Origin of the sequence: Paenibacillus sp. EKM211P, from assembly GCF_011066175.1 — a bacterium.
GTDB classification, from domain to species: domain Bacteria; phylum Bacillota; class Bacilli; order Paenibacillales; family Paenibacillaceae; genus Paenibacillus; species Paenibacillus polymyxa.
The window spans coordinates 209938-230886 of sequence record NZ_JAAMNS010000006.1 but is presented as its reverse complement, the minus strand read 5'-3'; the positions used below and the strand labels follow the sequence as shown (position 1 = coordinate 230886).

The window sequence follows — 20949 nt, the reverse complement described above, 5'->3', positions numbered from 1 at the left end:
CTGTGGTGTAGAGGCCTAACATGCCTGCCTGTCACGCAGGAGATCGCGGGTTCGAATCCCGTCAGTTCCGCCATTTTTCAGCTTAGTATTTTCGCCGTACTAAAGTGGGAAGGGGTATCCCTCCGCACTTTATTTTTTTGCCAATGGATATGGCTCGGTAGCTCAGTCGGTAGAGCAGAGGACTGAAAATCCTCGTGTCGGCGGTTCGATTCCGTCCCGAGCCACCTTTATATGGAGGATTAGCGAAGTGGCCAAACGCATCAGACTGTAAATCTGCTCCCTTACGGGTTCGGTGGTTCGAATCCATCATCCTCCACCAGTTTTACGAGCCATTAGCTCAGTTGGTAGAGCACCTGACTTTTAATCAGGGTGTCGAAGGTTCGAGTCCTTCATGGCTCATCAGAAGTCATCAACTATAAGTTGATGGCTTTTTTTGTATTGATATAAGTCATGTTTTTATATAGCTTTTTATTTTAAGGTATCGACAGGTTATAATGAGTTCATTATGTTCGCTTAGTGTTTAATCTATATTCTAAAAAAAGTGAAGTGGTGATCGCGTGACTTTGGATACAGAATGGATTCAGCAACAGCTTCAGAATATAATTCAAGCGCCTTTTACCATAGTGCCTTGGTGCCCAGAAATGATGGCAGAAGGAGAAACAGCCGATTCAGTTATACCGGATAGATCGTTTGTTAGTGAGAATAAATTATATTTTCCGTTTCGTGCATCGGCAGGTGAACTGGCTGCTTTTGCGGTAGAGGACAGATATTTGACGGATCGAGAACGGAAGCTGATAGAAGCGTTACTGGGGAACATGGAACAAGTCTGGCAGAATGGTCCACGCTTGTCGATCAACCCAGCCTATAGCGAGGAAGAGCGGATGAATCGTTTTGGACAATGGCTCATACAGCAGGCTGCCGATCTAAACAGTGAGGAAGAAGTTCCCACTGAATTGGAGCTTCGTGATTCGTTATCAGCGTGTATGGTGCCTTTTTTACTGAATGGCGAGGGAACACAGGATGGGGCTATCACCTATACGCAGCTTCATCGATTGTTAGCGAGCTATTTTGGAGGGAATGTGCTGCTTACTCCATTAGACGAACAATCTTGGCTGATTCTCGCAAAAAAGGAGCTTTTATTAGGGGTCGACGATGAACGGGATAAAGATCCTGAGACTAGAGAGGCAGATTTTGCGGAACCGCTGGAGGAGGTACTTACGGCTTTTAGCTTGGGGTTATATGAGCTTATCGCGAATGAATGGGTCGGTGTATTCCATTTGGCGATTTCCAAGCCTTCAGTCCCTTTGCAAAGTTTCCCCCACGAGCTGAATTTATTATGGGAGACGATCCATCTTGGCAAGCTTTTTCATGTAACAGAGCACATCCACCTTTCATGGGAGCTTCATTTGGAGAGACTGTTAAATCGCATTCCCAAGGAGCAGCGTGTACTATTTTTGGAGCAGGTAATGAAGTCATCTGTCATACTGGAAGACTCAGAAACGATGGCTACATTGGATATCTTTTTTCAACTGGATTGTAATGTGAGTGAGACAGCCAAGCGTCTGTATGTTCACCGTAATACGTTGATTTACCGTTTGGACAAGATTAAACAGGAGACCGGATTGGACGTGCGGACTTTTAATGATGCAGTTTTGGTCAAACTATATCTGCTATTGTACAAAGTGACAAAAAGGAAATAGCATTTTTGTGCAGTTTGCGAATAGCCAGGGTTTAGGTACTAGGGTAAGATACAAGTAGAAAATGTATTCGATTTCAAAACTTGACCTTGGGGAGGCAAAAGCTATGGCTGGCGTACGTTTAGAGCATATTTTCAAGAAATATCCGGGTGCAGAAAAAGCTACGGTTGTTGATGTCAATTTGGACATTCAAGATAAAGAATTTCTCGTATTGGTTGGTCCTTCTGGTTGTGGGAAGTCTACTACACTTCGTATGATTGCTGGTCTGGAGGAAATTTCAGACGGTAAATTGTACATTGGTGATCGTGTTGTGAACGATGTGGCTCCAAAAGACCGCGATATCGCGATGGTATTCCAATCCTATGCCTTGTATCCACATATGAATGTATACCAAAACATGGCTTTTGGTCTGAAGCTCCGCAAGGTTAAAAAGGAAGAAATTGATAAACGCGTACGTGAAGCAGCTAAAATCCTTGATATTGAGCATCTGTTGGATCGCAAGCCGAAAGCGTTATCAGGCGGTCAGCGTCAGCGTGTTGCCTTGGGACGTGCGATTGTGCGTGACCCACAAGTCTTCTTGATGGATGAGCCACTGTCCAACTTGGATGCCAAGTTGCGTGGTCAAATGCGTGCGGAAATCACGAAGTTGGCTAAGCGTCTGGAAACGACCGTTATCTATGTAACACATGACCAGGTTGAAGCCATGACGATGGGTGATCGGATTGTAGTTATGAAGGATGGTATCATTCAACAAGCTGCATCCCCGGATGAACTGTACAACCGTCCAGTGAATCTGTTCGTTGCTGGTTTTATCGGCTCTCCTACAATGAACTTTATCTCAGGTAAGCTGGTTGAAAAAGAAGGTGCATTGCATTTCGCAGCACCAGGTCTGGATCTGTTTGTACCTGAAGGTAAGGGACAGATTTTGAAAGCGAAAGGCTACATTGGCAAAGAAGTGATCTTGGGCATTCGTCCTGAGGATATTCATGAAGAGCCTGTATTCTTGGAGGCTTCTCCGAACACGATCTTTACATCCACTGTGGATGTAACGGAAAATCTCGGTCATGAAATGCTGTTGTACCTGAGCGGTGCTGGAAACGATACGATTATTGCCCGTGTAGACGGACGTTCCAATACTCGTGATGGTGTCAAAGCGAAGTTGGCTGTTGATATGAACAAAGTTCATATTTTTGATAAGGAATCGGAATTGAGCATTCTGGTTGGCGAATAAGATCAGCCTCTGGAAGAGAGTCGCAGTTTTCCCAAGCGGAGAACTGCGACTCTTTTGTATTTGTATATCATATCCGCTACTAGCTTCGGCATTGCATTCAATGGAAAATTCCGATACGATGGGTGTACAATGGTGCAGGTCTAGATTCAGACAAGGTTCGTTGGCAGGAGTTCCAGATTGGGGCCTCCAACTGTCGGGATAGGGATAGCCTGGAATCCTATTGTTAAATCAAGTGAAGTGTGGACTCATTCAGGATAGACTGCGTGGGGTTGTATGGTTAATAGAATAATGCTACATAAATCAAATGGCGTATAGAATCCGGTTTTTGCAGATGAGGAGAGAATACAATGGCTAAACAGGTAAAGGTATCCGAGCTTGTACAGCAATTCCAAATGGAGGTTATTTCCGGTGAAAAGGGTCTGCGCAGACTGATCACCGTGGACGATTTGAATCGCCCAGGCCTGGAGATGGCCGGGTATTTTGAATATCATACACAGGAGCGGGTACAGCTTTTGGGAAGGTCTGAGCTGGCCTTTCTGGGTATGCTGCCTCCTGAGGAGCGACGGGATCGAATGGAGCGTTTGTGTACAGAGCTGACTCCATGTATTATCATCACACGTGGCCTGGAAGTACCGGCCGAGCTAGTGGAGGCAAGTACAGAGCGAGATATTCCTGTACTGCGAACTAATATGGCGACGACGATTTTATCGAGCCGTATCACAGGTTTTCTGGAAAGAAAGCTGGCACCTACGGCAACTATTCATGGCGTATTATGTGACGTGTATGGCGTGGGAATGCTTATTACAGGCAGTAGTGGAATTGGTAAGAGTGAAACAGCACTGGAGCTTGTCAAACGTGGGCATCGCTTGGTAGCAGATGATGCGGTAGAAATCCGGCAAACGTCCGATTTTCAGTTGCATGGAACAGCACCTGAACTCATTCGTCACCTGCTTGAAATTCGTGGCGTAGGCATTATTAATGTAATGACACTGTTTGGTGCTGGTGCAGTTCGTAATAATAAGCGGATTACATTGGTTGTCCGTCTGGAGGCATGGCAACAGGACAAGCAGTATGACCGTCTCGGTCTCGATGAAGAAACCACACGCATTATTGATACAGACGTTCCACTTGTTACGATTCCAGTTCGTCCAGGCCGAAATCTGGCTGTTATTATCGAGGTAGCGGCGATGAACTATCGTTTGAAACAAATGGGCGTTAATGCAGCCCTGCAATTTACAAACAAGCTGACTGCTACGATTTCTGAAGATATGGAAGAGATGGATTAAGGTTCGTTCGGTTGCAAGGAAGGACAAGGAGTGAGAGAAACATATGTCAACGGCAACATTACTGCTGAATCCGATTGCTTTTTCAATCGGGGCAATCAAGGTCCATTGGTATGGGCTTATTTTGGGGCTGGCGGCGCTTGTGGGTTTATATCTCGCCATCCGTGAGGGAAAAAGATTCGGTATTCCGCAGGAATTCTTTATGGATATGCTGCTTCTGGGTGTTCCATCGGCCATTATTGGAGCGCGTATTTATTATGTAGCCTTCAAATGGGAAGACTACCGGGATAATCTATGGGATATCTTTAAAATTTGGAATGGCGGTATCGCGATATATGGTGCCTTGATTGGTGCCATTATATGTGCGGTTATTTATTTCCGTTATAAAGGGTATAACTTCTGGCGTATCGCTGATATTTGTGCGCCGGGTCTATTAATCGGTCAAGCGATTGGACGCTGGGGTAATTTTGTCAATCAAGAGGCTTACGGTGGACCAACGGAGGAGACTTTTTTGCGCAGTCAGCTGCATCTACCGGATTTCATTGTGAATCAGATGAACGTTAACGGGGTGTTTCACCACCCTACGTTCCTGTACGAATCGCTGTGGAGTATTGTAGGCGTGATTTTGCTGCTTGTGATTCGCCGGATGAAATTTGTACGTGCGGGTGAAATGTTTGCATTTTACTTCATTTGGTACTCTATTGGTCGCTTTTTCATCGAGCGGGTGCGGACGGACAGCTTGGCCTTTCAGGGACCGGACTGGCTGGCTTCCTTTGTGAATGCTCTGTGGTCCCCTATGGTATGGCTAGGGTTTGAACCGGGGTACTTGGATCCGAATTACGGTAACGTACGGATCTCACAGTTGCTTGCTATTTTCATCATTGTAGCTGCTGTGATTTTCATCTTGGTTCGTCGTCGGAAGGGCTCAGCCGTTGCGAGATATAGCGACCCGATTGTTTCCAGCAAGACAGGGATTGATCAGGTACCTGATATGACGCCAGAACAAGTATCCCGTCCTGGGCAGGATGCGGTTTCTTCAACAGCCACAGCGGATAAGCTATCTAAGGAAGACACGGATGAGGACAAGAAGGAGCATCTATGATAAATACGATTTTGTTTGATTTAGACGGTACCATTATGGATACGAATGAGTTGATAATCAGCACATTTTTACACATTTTGAACCATCCAGATGCGGATCCGCTAACGCGGGAGCACATTATTCCTCATATGGGGGGAACGCTGGACGATCAACTCCGTACTTTTACGGGATTAACGGATGTATCTGGGCTAGTTAAAGACTACCGTGCTTATAATCAAATTCATCATGATCAAATGGTGAAGCCATTTCCACATGTTATTGAGGTTATTCAGGAGCTGCGCGCACGAGGAATTAAGCTAGGGGTTGTGACAACCAAGATACGACCATCCACGATGCGTGTACTTAACCTGTTTGATCTGACTTCGTCTATGGATTACATTGTGACGGTAGACGATGTGGAACATCCGAAGCCTCACGCTGAGCCAGTGCTCAAGGCCTTGGCAGGTCTGAATGCTGAAGCGGAACATACGTTGATGGTTGGAGATAGCTCCTTTGATATTTTGTCAGCTCAGGCGGCAGGTGTGAAATCTGCGGGGGTGGCTTGGTCGCTTAAGGGTGAGGAAGCTCTGCGCGGATATGGACCAGACTACATGCTATATGATATGAGGGATTTGCTGAAGTTGGAGCTTCAAGGTGTCAATGTATCGTGAGAAAGGTGAACCGCTATCCTGTAGAAGGTCCCAATGCGTTGTGGCAAATTTATCGGACGGTGAGCCCTTGGAAAGGCATTAAGAACTTCATTTTCATACAGATTGCCCGTTATTGTCCTGTGCTTTCTCTGAAAAATGCTATTTACCGTAGAATGCTGGGGATGAAGGTAGGGGAACATGCGGCCTTTGGTCTGATGGTGATGGTGGACGTTTTTTTTCCGGAGCATATTACGATCGGGAACAATTCAGTTATTGGATATAACACAACCATACTGGCTCATGAATACCTTATACAGGAGTATCGCATCGGTAAAGTGGTGATCGGGGATCGTGTGCTGATCGGCGCAAACACAACCATTTTGCCGGGTGTTACCATCGGTGACGGGGCTGTGGTAGCGGCCGGGGCGGTTGTGCATAAAGATGTTCCGGCAGGTGCTTTTGTAGGCGGTAATCCATTGCGTGATTTAAGACGCTCTGGTGTGGATGAGAAGTAATAGCATGATAAGAAAGGCCCCTTATATATTAAGGGGTCTTTCTTGTGCTGTTTTTCTGTATAATAAGTGGGGTAATGCATGTTGGTTATGTTTAAAAATTGATAATAGATATTTTTGCAAAGCGATATGGGAGCGTGTTGATTTGGTCAAAAAAGAACGTATACCAGAGCTTGATATTTACCGGGGAATATTAATTGCGGCCGTCATTACCATCCATGCAACTTCAATGGCTTTGATTGATGCGCGTCATTCTCTATTGTTTTATCCTTTTTTATTTTTAAATATGTTTAGCAGTTTTGCAGTGCCTGTATTTATTTTTGTGAGCGGTTTTGTTCTATTTTACAATTATGTCGATCGGCCACTTCGTGGAAAGAGTATGCTTTTGTTTTTTCGAAAAAGACTGATGTTTATTGTGTTACCCTACGTTTTATTTTCTCTTATGTACTATTTGACCTTGGTGACACGTGGGTTGATGCCGCTTAGTGATCTTCCGCTCGTGCTGCTAACGGGAAAAGCGTATACGCATTTGTATTATGTCATTATCATCATCCAATTTTATTTGGTCTTTCCGCTGTTGTTGTGGGGAGTGCAGCGTTTACGTCATTGGTTATCGAGTCCGCGGAGAGCAGCTTTTGTCATTTTGACAGTAGGGTTAGTCATTCAATGGGGGTTTGTACTACTGAACAAATACGTTTGGCAAGAGGAGAGAGGAAGCCTTGCGATTACGTATATCAGTTACTTTGCCTTGGGTGCCGCTGTAGCGATTGGATATGAAGGGTTTAAAAAGTGGCTTTTTCCAGTCCCAGGCACGGTAATAGGTCGCGGTCGATTGATCAGCTGGTGGGCCCTGTGGGCGGCTTGGTTATTACTGGGGGTCGTTTATGTACAAGTATGGTTTGTAGCCTACCGCAAAGCCATTTATGCAGACTCGCTGGTCTATGAACTGCTACATAATGCATATGCTCTCGTATCTGCATTGGTGCTGTTTCAGTTATCGGTTTTTTTATATCGTCATACTAGTGATAGACTGCGAATGTTCATCAGTTGGCTGGGAGCATGTTCTTTCGGTATTTATTTACTTCATCCGGCGTTATTACGAGTGTATCGCAAACTGGATTTGCATGGTACACCCATAGAATATGTCTTCTCTGTTGCTGGCGGATGGGTGTTGGCGCTGTTTGGAACATGGCTGATTGTGACGTTGTTTTTTCGATATGTACCATTTTCATGGATCGGTTTGGGGACAGTTCCGAAGTTTCCATCCCAGAGTAAAGATGAACAGGCAAACTACTAAATACTTTGACTTAGACTGTTGGCTTAAGGCTGACAGTCTTTTTTTAGGATTCATGTATTTTGCATTGGATAAAATATAGAGAGGGACAGCGACTTGTCCGGGCTGTAAAAATGGGCTGCTACGTTTGGTTGACGTTCATAAGTAGGGCATGATAATATATCGAATATACTTTAGTTTGTTAGCACTTTACCATGATAAAGATATTGTGAAATCATGAGGTGATAGAGATGTCTAAGCCAAAAGGATTTGAGATTCCTGTAGGGGTTCGAGATTATCTTCCACGTGCAGTGTCGAAGCTGCGGGCCATTGAACTGAATGTACTCGCATGTATGGAGCGTTGGGGTTACCGTCAGATTATGACGCCTACGATGGAATACTACGATACAGTGGGAGTGGCTAGTTCTACTTCTGATCGGAAGCTGTTTAAATTGCTCAACAACCGGGGGACTACGTTGGTACTTCGTTCTGATATGACTGCTCCGATTGCACGGGTGGTGTCTTCGTTGTTAAAGGAAGAAGAAGTACCGCTTCGCCTGTCCTATCACGCCAATGTATTTCGAGCGATTGAGGAAGAGGCAGGAAGAGAGGCGGAGTTTTTTCAAACAGGCGTGGAGCTGGTAGGGGATGATTCACCTGAGGCTGATGCAGAGGTTGTAGCATTGGCCATTGCATCATTGCAGGCAGCGGGTGTTAACTCTTTTAAAATTGCCATGGGACATGTGGGATTCCTGAACGGGTTATTTGAAGAGATCATTCCAGGTCGCCAGGCTGAACAGCAAGCACTAAAAGAACTGTTGCTCAGTCGTGATGTAGTGGGCTACCGAACGGCGATTGAAGCTTTAGGTTTGGCCCCCGCGCATCGGGATAAGCTGGAGGCCATTCTTCGGCTTCGTGGTGGGAAGGAAATTTGCGAGCAGGCTACTGGCCTTAGTGTGGAGCAGCAGACGATTCAATCCATTGCTCATTTGTGCGAGGTGTGGGAAGTGCTGGAGGCATACGGCGTATCTGAGCATGTGTTAATTGACCTTACCATGATCGGTGATTTTTCATATTATACAGGAATGACTTTTGAGGGCTATGCAGCGGAAATCGGGTTTCCGGTATGCAACGGAGGTCGTTATGACAATCTGCTTCAGCAGTTTGGGCGATCGGTACCGGCAACGGGATTCGCATTGAAGACGAACCGAATCGTTGATGGTGTGGATGGTATTTCAATTGAGACGAAGCGTCCGATATTTATCCGTTATGACGAGCAGGAACGACAAGAGGCGCTATCCGCCGCAGCACAGCTACGTGCAGAGGGTTTTACTGTGGTGACAGGACTCACGGGGGGACCGGAGGATCGACGTCGTGAGCAGCAGGATCTGTACGCAGAGGTATACAGCTATACAGCTGAAGGAAGACGGCCCGTACAAAGGGGGGAATTGTCATGACGGAAACATTGAAGGTAGCCATGCCGAAAGGACGGATTTACAAACAGGCTTCCAAGTTGTTCCGCCAGGCAGGGGTTCCAATTCCACTGGATGTGGACGAAACCCGCAAGTTGGTTATCCCATTGCCTGAGCTGGGAATGGAATTTATTATGGCGAAGCCCGTCGATGTTCCTACGTATGTGGAGTATGGTGCAGCTGACATCGGCATTGTCGGTAAGGATGTTTTGCTGGAAGAAAACAAGGATGTATATGAGCTGCTGGATCTGGGGATTGCCCGTTGCCGGATGTCGGTAATTGCTTTACCTGATTGGCAACCAGGTATTCGTCAACGGGTCGCTACCAAATATCCAAATGTGGCTTCCCAGTATTTTCGGGAGCAAGGTCAGCAGGTGGAGGTCATTAAGCTGAACGGCTCCATCGAGCTGGCGCCGTTAATTGGTCTGGCAGATCGCATTGTAGATATGGTGGAGACAGGACAGACCTTGCGTGAGAACGGATTGGTTGAGCAGATTAGCATACTGGATATTACCAGTCGTTTGATTGCCAACCGGGTCAGTTACCGGATGAAAAATGGTCCGATTCAGGCATTGTGTGATCGATTGCATCAGGTGATTCCAACTGAAGTTGTACCGAAGAATTAAAGGAACGGAGCAACGGTTCAGGAACATTCTGCAAGCAAGCAGCAGGTAGGGGGGAATGAGCAAATGAAGATCGTAGCAGCCCGTGATTTCAGCCTCCAACGAGAGGTGGATTACGGAACACCGGAGCAAAACGAGGCTGTGCGTACCATTATTCAATCGGTACGCCAAGAGGGGGATGAGGCTGTTCTGCGGTATACGGAAACGTTTGATGGTGTATCGCTGACAGCGGAGCAGCTTCGTGTGACAGATGAAGAATTGAAGTCGGCCTATGACAAGGTAGAGCCTTCATTTATACAGGCAATTCGAGAAGCGGCGGATCATATTCGCGCTTTTCACCTCAAGCAAAAGCGTAACTCATGGATGGATTTACAGCCGGACGGTAGCTTACTCGGTCAAATCATCCGGCCGTTGAAACGTGTAGGCGTGTATGTTCCAGGCGGTAAAGCCGCCTATCCATCCTCGGTGTTGATGAATGTCATTCCCGCTCAGGTGGCTGGAGTACCGGAGATCGTTATGGTGACACCCCCGGCGACAGGCGGCAAGGCAGGGATCGACCCCTATACACTGGTAGCTGCGGCAGAGGCTGGTGTAACGGAAATATTCAGGGTTGGCGGAGCGCAGGCCATTGCCTCTCTTGCATACGGGACACATAGTATTGAACCGGTTGATAAAATTTGCGGTCCTGGCAACATTTATGTAGCGCTGGCGAAGCGTGAGGTATACGGTGCAGTGGATATCGACAGTATTGCGGGACCGAGTGAAATTGTCGTATTGGCTGACAACACAGCGAATCCCTCTTATGTAGCGGCTGATCTACTTTCACAGGCTGAACATGACGAAATGGCCTCAGCCATTCTGGTTACGCCTTCGCAACGCTTGGCCGAAGAAGTATCAGCCGAGGTAGAGCGTCAATTGGCGGAGTTGCCGCGCAGAGATATTGCTGCTGCATCGGTAGAGGCATACGGAGCCATCATTGTCGTTGACAATTTGGAAGAGGGCATCCGTATTGTCAATCGGCTTGCGCCCGAGCATTTGGAGATCATGACAGAGCAGCCGATGGAACATATGGGGATGATCGAAAATGCAGGAGCTATTTTTCTGGGAGCGTACAGCTCGGAGCCGGTAGGCGATTATTTTGCCGGACCTAACCACATCATCCCGACGAATGGAACGGCGCGTTTTTCCTCGCCAGTGGACATTGATGATTTTATCAAGAAGTCGAGTATGATCTATTACAGCAAGGAAGCACTGCTGCGCAATGGAGAGACCATTATGCAGCTTGCCCGGCATGAAGGGCTGGAAGGCCACGCACGGGCGATACAAGTTCGATTGGACAATGAGAAGAAGGCGGTGGATGGCGATGGGGAACGAAAATAACGAAGCAGGGCGTACAGGCAGTGTCAGCCGGAAAACGAATGAAACAGACATTCAGCTGTCATTTGCAGTAGACGGGACAGGGCAGGCTAAGATTGAAACGGATGTTCCTTTTTTAAATCACATGCTAGATTTGTTCACCAAGCACGGACAATTTGATCTAAATGTACAGGCCAGAGGGGATGTGGATATCGACGACCACCATACCGTCGAGGACATTGGGATCTGTCTGGGGCAAACCTTGCTGGAAGCATTGGGTGATAAAAAAGGCATCAAGCGCTATGCCAGCGTCTTTGTACCGATGGATGAGGCGCTCGCGCAGGTTGTTATTGATCTGAGTAATCGGCCTCATTTTGAGTATCGTGCAGAGTACCCTTCTCAGCAGGTAGGCAGCTTCTCGACAGAGCTGGTGCATGAATTTCTATGGAAATTTGCGTTGGAGGCTCGCATGACGTTGCACGTCATTGTTCACTACGGGCAAAATACCCACCATATGATTGAGGCGGTGTTCAAAGCGCTGGGGCGTGCTTTGGATGAGGCGACCTCCATTGATCCGCGGGTGACAGGAGTGCCTTCAACGAAGGGAGTGCTGTAGTCCATGTCCATTGCCATTGTGGATTACGGCAGAGGGAATCTGCATAGTGTGAGCAAGGCGGTTGAGCGCCTTGGCTTTGAGGCTGTAGTGACAGGAGATGCTCAAGTGATTCGTGCCTCCAGCGGTGTGATTTTGCCGGGTGTAGGGGCCTTCGGGGATGCGATGGAGCATCTGCGTTCCAGCGGATTGGATCGGGTTATTCAGGAGGTTGCAAGTGCTGGACAACCGCTGCTCGGTGTTTGTTTGGGAATGCAGCTATTGTTCACTCGTGGTGAAGAATACGGCAGTCATGAAGGACTTAATATTTTACCAGGCGAGGTCGTTCGGTTTGCTCCTGATCTGGGCGTTAAAGTGCCGCATATGGGCTGGAATCGTCTGCGTATGACTCAGCCGGAGCACCCGCTGTTGCAGGGCTTGGAGGAAGGGCATGTGTATTTTGTGCATTCCTATCATGCGAAGCCGGAGGTCGAAAGTGATCTGCTGGCGGTGACCGACTACGGTGGGCCCGTAACGGCTATCGTGGGCAGAGGCCATGTGTATGGCATGCAGTTCCATCCAGAGAAAAGCGGAGAAATGGGGATGCGCCTGCTTCGTCAGTTTTTGGAACTAGCAGAAGCGAAAAAGCGAGCGTAACGATTCGTGAGTCTGCATTTGGTGGTACGCCAACTTTGGTCGCTGATTGATGTAAAGGCATATAGATGTTGAATAGCTCACAAGGGGGTCTTAACTTTGTTCACGATATACCCGGCGATTGATATTCGCGATGGCAAATGTGTACGACTGGTACAAGGTGATTATAACCAGGAGACAATATACAACGAAAATCCGGTGGAAGTAGCACGAGAATGGGAGCGCTTGGGCGGCTCCTACATTCATTTGGTTGATTTGGACGGTGCCAAAGCAGGTCAACCGGTGAATGATGCGCTCATTGGACGGATTGCTTCTGCGGTGCAAGTACCTGTACAAGTGGGCGGCGGCTTACGTACGCGCGAGCATGTGGAGCGGCTGTTGTCGCTGGGCGTGAGCCGGGTGATTTTGGGCACGGCAGCTATTGAGGATCGTGCTTTTACGGAAGCGGTATTGGGTACCTACGGTGATCGGATCGCCATCGGTCTAGATGCGCGAAATGGCTATGTGGCTACGCGTGGATGGCTCGAAACCTCGGAGGTTCGAGCAGATGAATTGGCTGCTGAGTTGGCCTCCAAGGGAGCGGAAACATTTATTTTCACAGATATTTCCCGTGACGGCATGATGCAGGGCCCGAATGTGGAGGCAATCGCAGCGCTTGCCAAAAGCAGTGGACGAACCGTGATTGCATCCGGCGGAGTCAGCAAGATGGATGATCTAATCACACTGAGCACCTATGCGAAAGAAGGCGTAGGCGGAGCTATTGTGGGTAAAGCATTGTATACAGGGAGCATTGATTTACAGGTTGCCGTACAAGCTGTAGCAAAAGCATAGGGGGAGTAGGCATGCTGGCTAAACGTATTATTCCCTGTCTGGATGTAAAGGATGGCAGGGTGGTTAAGGGCGTTAATTTTGTGAACTTACGCGATGCAGGTGACCCGGTGGAGCTGGCTGCGCTTTATGACCGGGAAGGGGCGGACGAAATCGTGTTTCTGGATATATCCGCTTCGGTTGAAGGTCGCGCCACGATGGAAGAAGTAGTTCGCCAGACAGCCGGGGAAATTGCCATTCCTTTCACTGTAGGTGGCGGGATATCTCATGTCGATGATATGAAACGCATTTTGCGTGCCGGTGCTGATAAAATTGGCGTAAATACGGCAGCTGTCCGCAACCCGCAGCTGATTGCGGAAGGTGCGCGCAGCTTTGGTTCACAATGTATCGTTGTTGCCATTGATGCCAAGTACAATGAGGCGTGGGGCGAATGGGAGGTATACACGCACGGAGGCCGCACGCCATCGGGTATTCGAGCCTTGGCCTGGGCTAAGGAAGCAGAGCAACTGGGAGCCGGTGAGATTCTGCTGACCAGCATGAACGCAGATGGAACCAAGGATGGCTTTGACCTGCCACTGACTTCCGCTGTTTCGGATACCGTAGGGATTCCAGTGATTGCTTCCGGCGGAGCCGGCAAACAGGAACATTTCTATGACGTGTTTACGTCAGGTAAAGCAGATGCTGGATTAGCAGCAACGATTTTTCACTATAAAGAAATCGGGATTCCTGAGTTGAAACGAGATTTGAAGCGCAGAGGAGTGGAGATACGATGAGCAACGAATTGAACCAACAGCTATCTCTGGAGCAGATACTGGATAATGTCCGCTGGAATGAGGCCGGGCTTGTCTCGGCGATTGTGCAGGATGATGCTACGCTTCAGGTATTGACGCTGGCCTACATGAACCGTGAGTCGCTGAAACTGTCTTTGGAGTCAGGAGAGACCTGGTTCTGGTCACGTTCCAGACAGGAGCTGTGGCATAAGGGGGCAACTTCAGGGAATACGCAGAAGATCTCTTCCATTCAGCTGGATTGTGACGGCGATGCTCTATTGGTGCGTGTCATTCCGAGCGGTCCGGCCTGTCATACAGGCGCAACGAGTTGCTTTTCTCGTGATATTTCCGTGCCAGGGACAGCTGTAGTAGCTGGGGCAGGAAATGCAGGAGCTCAAGTGCAGGCAACCCGTACCAATGCTATTTCCAGTGCTTCAGAAGGCCGCTTTGAGGTGCTTGCCCAGTTGGAGGCAATTATTAAGGAGCGCGAGGAGACACGTCCTGAAGGAGCCTATACGACCTATCTTTTTGATAAAGGCGTAGACAAAATCCTGAAGAAGGTTGGCGAAGAAGCCTCCGAGACGATTATTGCAGCCAAAAACAAAGATAATGAGGAGTTGCGCCTGGAGGTCAGCGACCTGATTTATCACCTGCTGGTGCTGTTGCAGGAGCGCAAGCTACCACTCGATGACGTGCTGGCTGAGCTGAATCGCCGTCATGAACGCCCTCGTCGTGATTAGGACGGGTATTGTAGGGTTTGAAAAGGGGAGGGCTACATGAAAATTGACTATCATACGCATCATTCCCGCTGCGGGCATGCGATAGGAAGTCTGGAGGAGTACGTACAGCAGGGAATTCGACTGGGGCTGGATCAGCTCGGTTTGTCCGATCATATGCCGCTGCTGCATGTAGAACCGGCCAACTATTATCCAGAAATGGCGATGCCTATGGATGAGCTGCCTCGATACGTGGAAGAATGCTTGGATTTGAAGGAACGCTACAAAGGGCAAATTGATATTCGTGTTGGTTTGGAAGGCGACTATATCGAGGGCTGGGAACGCGAAATTGAAGATATCATCCATGCATACCCATGGGATTATGTGATTGGCTCCGTCCACTTTCTCGGTGAGTGGGATGTCACCGACTTCCGTCAGGTACACCATTGGGAAGGCAAAAATGTGCTGGAGGTATACCGCACATATTATGATGCGGTTTCCAAGGCGGCCGCTACGGGTTTATATGACATCATGGGTCATTTGGATGTCATTAAACGTTTCGGCCATCATCCGAAGCCGGAGGAAGAGGATGAGCTACGTGAATTGGAGCGCTCCGCACTCTCAGCGGTGGCCCGCAGCGGTCGGGCCATGGAACTGAATGCATCGGGGCTTTCCAAACCCTGTGCCGAAATGTTTCCGAGCCGACGCATGCTAGAGGAAGCTTTCACGCTAGGTATCCCGTTGACCATCGGCTCGGATGCCCATGATCCGGCAAAGCTGGCTGAGCACTTGGAGAAGGCGCGAGCGCTTTTATATGAAGTTGGCTATCGCGAGCTCGCTGTATTTCAGCACCGTGAACGTTCACGGGTTCCGTTAGCGCTATAATACTTATTTATTGGGTCTTAATGTTATATCTAGTTGCTAGCCGAACGCGCCTTTCATACAGGGGAAATGCGCTCGGCTATTTTGCGTATTTTTGCATATGTATCTATTGGGGTACGAGTACGGAACCGTTTTTTGGAATGAGGTAGGATCGACTGTCAAGTCGTTTTGAAGTTGTGGTATACTGAAGGGTATGAACATGCCAGTTACTTTTAAAGGAGGTGCCTTGGTTATTTATGAAAGGGAAACATCTGCGAGTTTCGGAACCTAGCCCTAAGATTATTGCTTTGCGTTTCGACGCATCTTTCTTTTTTGAGAAAGCTGTGCGCTCGCTTGATCGCAATCATTATGACAAGGCATTGAAATATTTTCGCAAAGCCGTTGAATATGAACCGGATAATCCGGTGAATCATTGCAATATGGCGGGTATATTATCAGAGATGGGGGATTATGCAGGTTCGAATGATATCCTGTCCTCTGTTCTGAGTGACGTAGACTCGTCGATGACAGAATGTTATTTCTATATGGCGAATAATTACGCTAATATGGAGCAGTTTGAAGAAGCGGAAAAAGCATTGGTCACGTACCTGGAGGAGGACGAAGAAGGCCAGTTTCTTGATGAAGCCGAGGAAATGATGGAGCTGCTCTATTATGAGCTGGACCGTCCAACGAAGCTGAACCGCATTAAGGCCCGGCAGGGAGTGGTCGAGCATGATCAGGCCCGTGTTCTGCTGGAGGAAGGAAAATTTGCTCAGGCAGCCCAACTGCTCAAGCAAATTTCGGAGGAGCAACCGGACATGTTCGCTGCGCGGAATAATCTGGCGCTAGCGTATTACTACATGGGATTGTTCCAAAATGCTAAGGCTACCATTATTCAAGTGTTGGAGGATGAGCCGGGTAATTTACACGCATTGTGCAACTTGGCGATTTTTTATCAGCACGAAGGCGGCGGCCCAGAATTGGATCGTCTGGTTCAAACCTTGGCGGTCACTATACCGTTTCAGGAGGAGCAGGTGTTCAAGCTGGCGACCACTATGGGGATTCTCGGGCGCCATGAGGAGGCCTACAGGCATTTCCGCAGGTTGCTTCATAGCAATGGAGAGAACAATGCGGACGCTTCTTTGTACCATTACACAGCGGTGGCTGCCAGCAATACGGGAAGATATGCGGAAGCTCGGCGGTTATGGAGTCATTTGCAAAAGCAGGATGCTTCCTCGGAGGTTCCAAGGTTTTTCCTATCCAGATTGGAAGAGCTTCAGCAGGAAGGCACACCGCTGCAAGTGCTCAGCTATCACTATCATCTCCCGTTTGAGGAGCAATTCCGCATGTGGGAGAAGTTTGGCGCTGAGCAGGTGCCTGACAGTATGAAGAAGGACCCGCTAATCCGATCATCTTTCTTCTGGGCCTTGCGCCACGGAGACCGAGCGACTCAGCTACAGGTTATTCAGGCGTTAAGCTTGATCGGTGACGATGAAGTGCGTCAGGCACTGGAGTCCTTCGTAGAAGATCCTGATCAGGAGGGTGAACTCAAACGCCGTGCTTTGCAAGTATTGCAAGAGCTGGCAGAGCAGGATGTGCAGCATACACACACGGAAACAGAACATCCTGAGCGGTTAGAGGCTGAGCAAGATCCGCATACAACTGAAGGTGACATCTCTGCTTCGCCAGTTGATCCACAATGGCAGGCCGTGCTGGACAAGGTACTAACCGTCATGAGCAAATCATCCGATCCGGCCATGCAGCATGATTTGAGATCACTTTGGCAGGAGTATTTGGATCGGCTTGCTCCAGAGGTCCCGATGGTTCAGCATACTGAGGGATGGGCAGCTGCACTGGAATATTTGACAGCCAAATTGCATCATCATTCCGTCACCTATCAGGAAGTAGCTGACCGCTATGGTATTTCCGTATCGACCGTAAGCCGCTACGCACGTCAAATTGACAGCGTGTGTGGTATCAAACAGAAGCTAAAGCAGCCGCTCTCCACGTTTAAAAAGCAGGTCTAACATCTGCTCCAAACATCACTTAAAGGAGGCAACAAACGTATGTATAAATCCATAATTATTGGTACAGGTCCTGCAGGCTACACAGCCGCTATTTATTTGGCACGCGCCAACATGAATCCGCTGATCATTGAAGGAATGCAGCCCGGTGGGCAGCTTACCACAACGACTGAAATTGAAAATTTCCCGGGTTTTGAGCAAGGTATTCTCGGACCTGAGCTGATGGATAACATGCGCAAGCAGGCCGAACGTTTTGGCGCTGAGTTTACTTCCGGTTGGGTAGAGGAAGTCGATTTCAGCAAGCGCCCTTTTAAAGTGAAGGTAGAGGGTAAAGGCATCATTGAGGCGGAGTCGGTTATTATTGCTACAGGCGCGTCCGCCAAATATCTCGGCATTCCGGGTGAGCAGGACAATGTAGGTCGCGGAGTTAGCACATGCGCAACTTGCGACGGCTTCTTTTTCCGTGGGAAAAAGATTATCGTGGTCGGCGGTGGCGATTCAGCCATGGAGGAAGCGAGCTTCTTGACCCGTTTCGCTTCCAGCGTAACCTTGGTCCATCGTCGTGACGAATTGCGGGCATCTAAAATTATGCAAGACCGCGCACGTGAAAATGAAAAAGTACATTGGGCATTAAATCGTACTCCTCTGGAAGTTGTAACAGGGGAAACTGGCTTAAAGGGCTTGAAAGTACACAATAATGAGACCAACCAGGATGAGCTGATTGAGGCAGATGGCGTGTTTGTGGCGATTGGCCATACACCGAACACAGGCTTCCTGAACGGACAAATTCATACCGATGAACACGGCTATATTGAAGTGAAGCCAGGCACGACGGAAACGAACATCCCGGGTGTTTTTGCCTGTGGGGACGTGCAGGATAACCGTTATCGACAAGCCATTACGGCTGCGGGAACGGGATGTATGGCGGCTATGGATTGCGAGAAGTATCTTGAAGGCAGCGCTGTCCACGACTGGAGCGAAACACTGGATCAATAAAGAGTGTCTATAATACACAAAGTGGCTCATGTGAGGGGCTAAGCCCCCTCTGTTAAGCCCCGTTGTTTGTTCAGGAAGAGAAAGCCTGGTGCATTTGCACAGGCTTTCTCCTTTTTATGATTATTGAATTTATAAATTTTCAGCGGAGCTGAACAATTCTATAATCACAAGAAAAATTCCGTTAAGCGTGGTCTGGCTTCCTTGAAAGTACGTCAATAGACGTTTTTCTTACGGAGGCATGAGTTAAAAAGTTCAGCTAATCGTACATTTTTCAACAGGTAAGTGTCCTTGACCGTAACGGGGGCTTCAATTATAGTTGGAACGTAGGATTACTCCTACGAGGCAGGAATTTTAAGCATATATTTTATACCAGTTTTTTAAGTAAACATAAAGGTGGCTTGGAACATGTCTGAAAGTATCTATGTAGGTGTCGATTTGGGCGGTACCGCGATTAAAGTCGGCATTTGTAATGAAGACGGACAGCTTTTGCACACATATGAGGGACCAACCGAAACCGATAAAGGTGTAGACGTTGTCATCGGTAATATCGAAAAATATGTGCGGCATATTGTTGAGCAATCTCCTTATGAGTGGGATCAACTAAAAGGTGTCGGTGCAGGTGTTGCAGGTTTTACGAATGTTCGTGATGGTATTATTGTCCTCGCTCCTAATATTGGCTTTCGTGACGTACCGATCCGTGCGCTCCTAGAGAACCGGATTGGCAAGCCTGTAAAAATAGACAACGATGCGAATGTTGCTGCGCTGGGTGAGGCTTGGGCTGGCGCAGGCAAAGGCATAGAAAACTGTGTATGCTATACCCTGGGAACAGGTGTAGGTGGCGGTATTATTATAAATGGTAGAATATACCAAGGTTCTTCGGGTATGGCTGGGGAAATTGGACATATCAGCGTCGTGCCTGATCTGGAGGCTATTCAGTGTGGATGCGGCAAAATGGGTTGCTTGGAAACTGTATCTTCCGCAACAGGCATCATTCGTATGGCCAAGGATGCTGTGGAACGTGGCGACCGGACCTCTCTGGCGCTGGAAGATCACATTGCTGCCAAGGAAGTATTCGATGCTGCTAAAGCTGGGGATGAAGTCGCGTTGCGTATCGTGAACCGGGCTGCCTTTTATTTGGGGAAATCGATGGCAGCGGTTGCCGCTGTGCTTAATCCAGAGTTGTTTATTATAGGCGGCGGTGTTTCTAAAGCAGGCGACTTTTTGTTTGAAGAGATGCGTCGCGTATACGCCAAGCTGGCACCTGAGCCGCTTCAAAAAGGGGTATATATCGTACCAGCGGTTTTAGGCAATGATGCGGGTATCGTAGGGGCTGCTGGGTTGCTGCTACGCTCTTAATCCGGGGTTGACGATAGGGGTACTGACATAGAGCAAAGAAGCAAAAGGAGAGGGAAGTCCATATGACAGATAATTTAAAAAATGCTGCACCGTGGGCAACGCTCATTATTATTACAGGGATGTCAGGCGCAGGGAAGACCATTGCGGTGCAAAGCCTTGAAGACTTGGGCTTCTTCTGCGTTGATAATCTGCCCCCTGTGCTGATTCCCAAATTTGCCGAGTTGATTGAGCAGTCTAACGGTAAAATTGGCAAGGTGGCTCTCGTCATTGATCTACGCGGACGAGAATTTTTCACCGCCTTGTCAGAATCGCTAAATTATATTAAAGATCATTTTACGATTCATTGTGAAATTTTATTCTTGAATGCGAATGACGGTGTTCTTGTACAGCGGTACAAGGAAAGCCGTCGACGGCATCCGCTTGCTCCAGATGGTATGCCTTTGGACGGGATTCGATTGGAGCGTAAGATGTTGGAAGAACTCAAAAGCTCCGCTACACAGGTTATTGATACCAGTACGATGAAGCCCGCAACCTTAAAGGCGAGGATTATTTCGAGATTTTCCCATCTGGAGAGCAGTATGCTGTCCGTGAACATTACATCTTTTGGCTTCAAGTATGGTATTCCCATTGATGCCGATCTTGTATTCGATGTGCGCTTCCTGCCTAATCCCCACTATGTGGACCAACTACGTCCACACACGGGACAGGATAGCGATGTATATGATTATGTTATGAAGTGGCCGGAGACCCAGGCGTTTCTAACCAAGTTGTTGGATATGTTGCACTTTTTGATTCCGCAGTATCGCAAAGAAGGTAAAAGCCAGGTCATTATCGGTATTGGCTGTACTGGAGGTAAGCATCGTTCAGTTGCAATATCGGAGTATTTAGGAAAAATGCTGGGTGCCAGCGAGACAGAATCCGTTTCTGTTTCGCATCGGGATGCTGATCGGGACCGGCATTAATGAGGTGAAATC

General features: G+C 48.1%; 21 protein-coding genes and 3 tRNA genes. All 24 read left to right on the top strand.

Annotated features, from left to right (window positions below; translation table 11 throughout):
* Positions 1-186, top strand: a 186-nt coding sequence (locus G9G57_RS25880) for a hypothetical protein (RefSeq protein ID WP_207714782.1), incomplete at its 5' end; no start/stop codon positions are given.
* Positions 152-224, top strand: a tRNA-Phe gene (locus tag G9G57_RS12490). The genes G9G57_RS25880 and G9G57_RS12490, both read left to right, overlap by 35 nt.
* Positions 225-233: 9 nt before the next feature.
* Positions 234-319 (top strand) — tRNA-Tyr (locus tag G9G57_RS12485).
* 7 nt (positions 320-326) lie between these two features.
* A tRNA-Lys gene (locus tag G9G57_RS12480) sits at positions 327-399 on the top strand.
* A gap of 158 nt (positions 400-557) precedes the next feature.
* Positions 558-1700 carry a PucR family transcriptional regulator gene (locus G9G57_RS12475; protein ID WP_017427887.1) on the top strand — a complete coding sequence of 381 codons (1143 nt, stop codon included), beginning with the start codon at positions 558-560 and terminating at the stop codon, positions 1698-1700.
* A 103-nt stretch (positions 1701-1803) separates the two neighbouring features.
* Positions 1804-2928, top strand: a complete 1125-nt coding sequence (locus G9G57_RS12470) for an ABC transporter ATP-binding protein (RefSeq protein ID WP_013368790.1) — start codon at positions 1804-1806, stop codon at positions 2926-2928.
* Positions 2929-3275: 347 nt separating this feature from the next.
* On the top strand, positions 3276-4214 hold the full coding sequence (gene hprK / locus G9G57_RS12465; protein ID WP_016820103.1) for an HPr(Ser) kinase/phosphatase: 939 nt from the start codon (positions 3276-3278) through the stop codon (positions 4212-4214).
* Between the two features lie 43 nt (positions 4215-4257).
* Complete coding sequence (gene lgt, locus G9G57_RS12460) at positions 4258-5313, top strand: prolipoprotein diacylglyceryl transferase (RefSeq protein WP_164965017.1); 1056 nt, start codon at positions 4258-4260, stop codon at positions 5311-5313.
* Complete coding sequence (gene ppaX, locus G9G57_RS12455) at positions 5310-5963, top strand: pyrophosphatase PpaX (protein WP_164965016.1); 654 nt, start codon at positions 5310-5312, stop codon at positions 5961-5963. Before lgt ends, ppaX begins: the two co-directional genes overlap by 4 nt.
* Entirely contained in the window at positions 5960-6457 is a 498-nt protein-coding gene (locus G9G57_RS12450) for an acyltransferase (protein WP_164965015.1), read from the top strand. The genes ppaX and G9G57_RS12450 overlap by 4 nt, the downstream gene beginning before the upstream one ends.
* Before the next feature lie 142 nt (positions 6458-6599).
* The gene (locus G9G57_RS12445; RefSeq protein ID WP_126666607.1) at positions 6600-7751 is read left to right on the top strand and encodes an acyltransferase; all 1152 of its coding nucleotides are present in this window, start codon (positions 6600-6602) and stop codon (positions 7749-7751) included.
* A gap of 227 nt (positions 7752-7978) precedes the next feature.
* Complete coding sequence (locus G9G57_RS12440) at positions 7979-9184, top strand: ATP phosphoribosyltransferase regulatory subunit (RefSeq protein ID WP_017427883.1); 1206 nt, start codon at positions 7979-7981, stop codon at positions 9182-9184.
* Positions 9181-9825, top strand: a complete 645-nt coding sequence (gene hisG / locus G9G57_RS12435) for an ATP phosphoribosyltransferase (RefSeq protein ID WP_153794393.1) — start codon at positions 9181-9183, stop codon at positions 9823-9825. The genes G9G57_RS12440 and hisG overlap by 4 nt, the downstream gene beginning before the upstream one ends.
* 63 nt (positions 9826-9888) lie before the next feature.
* Positions 9889-11202 (top strand): histidinol dehydrogenase, encoded by a 1314-nt coding sequence (gene hisD / locus G9G57_RS12430; RefSeq protein WP_164965014.1) that lies wholly within the window; start codon positions 9889-9891, stop codon positions 11200-11202.
* Positions 11186-11794 carry an imidazoleglycerol-phosphate dehydratase HisB gene (hisB, locus tag G9G57_RS12425; protein WP_029514351.1) on the top strand — a complete coding sequence of 203 codons (609 nt, stop codon included), beginning with the start codon at positions 11186-11188 and terminating at the stop codon, positions 11792-11794. The genes hisD and hisB overlap by 17 nt, the downstream gene beginning before the upstream one ends.
* A gap of 3 nt (positions 11795-11797) precedes the next feature.
* Positions 11798-12427 carry an imidazole glycerol phosphate synthase subunit HisH gene (gene hisH / locus G9G57_RS12420; protein WP_016820117.1) on the top strand — a complete coding sequence of 210 codons (630 nt, stop codon included), beginning with the start codon at positions 11798-11800 and terminating at the stop codon, positions 12425-12427.
* A gap of 96 nt (positions 12428-12523) precedes the next feature.
* Entirely contained in the window at positions 12524-13255 is a 732-nt protein-coding gene (gene hisA, locus G9G57_RS12415) for a 1-(5-phosphoribosyl)-5-[(5-phosphoribosylamino)methylideneamino]imidazole-4-carboxamide isomerase (protein ID WP_016820118.1), read from the top strand.
* An 11-nt stretch (positions 13256-13266) separates the two neighbouring features.
* Positions 13267-14025 carry an imidazole glycerol phosphate synthase subunit HisF gene (hisF, locus tag G9G57_RS12410; RefSeq protein WP_016820119.1) on the top strand — a complete coding sequence of 253 codons (759 nt, stop codon included), beginning with the start codon at positions 13267-13269 and terminating at the stop codon, positions 14023-14025.
* Positions 14022-14762 carry a bifunctional phosphoribosyl-AMP cyclohydrolase/phosphoribosyl-ATP diphosphatase HisIE gene (gene hisIE / locus G9G57_RS12405; protein WP_016820120.1) on the top strand — a complete coding sequence of 247 codons (741 nt, stop codon included), beginning with the start codon at positions 14022-14024 and terminating at the stop codon, positions 14760-14762. Before hisF ends, hisIE begins: the two co-directional genes overlap by 4 nt.
* A gap of 36 nt (positions 14763-14798) precedes the next feature.
* A complete protein-coding gene (gene hisJ / locus G9G57_RS12400; protein ID WP_016820121.1) occupies positions 14799-15623 on the top strand; it encodes a histidinol-phosphatase HisJ in 825 nt (274 codons plus the stop codon).
* Between the two features lie 233 nt (positions 15624-15856).
* On the top strand, positions 15857-17626 hold the full coding sequence (locus tag G9G57_RS12395) for a tetratricopeptide repeat protein (RefSeq protein ID WP_016820122.1): 1770 nt from the start codon (positions 15857-15859) through the stop codon (positions 17624-17626).
* Positions 17627-17665: 39 nt separating this feature from the next.
* Positions 17666-18619: a thioredoxin-disulfide reductase gene (gene trxB, locus G9G57_RS12390; protein ID WP_013368806.1), complete on the top strand. Its 954-nt coding sequence runs from the start codon at positions 17666-17668 to the stop codon at positions 18617-18619.
* Between the two features lie 405 nt (positions 18620-19024).
* A complete protein-coding gene (locus G9G57_RS12385) occupies positions 19025-19975 on the top strand; it encodes an ROK family glucokinase (protein WP_016820123.1) in 951 nt (316 codons plus the stop codon).
* A gap of 62 nt (positions 19976-20037) precedes the next feature.
* A complete protein-coding gene (rapZ, locus tag G9G57_RS12380) occupies positions 20038-20937 on the top strand; it encodes an RNase adapter RapZ (RefSeq protein WP_013368808.1) in 900 nt (299 codons plus the stop codon).
* Positions 20938-20949: the final 12 nt, after the last annotated feature.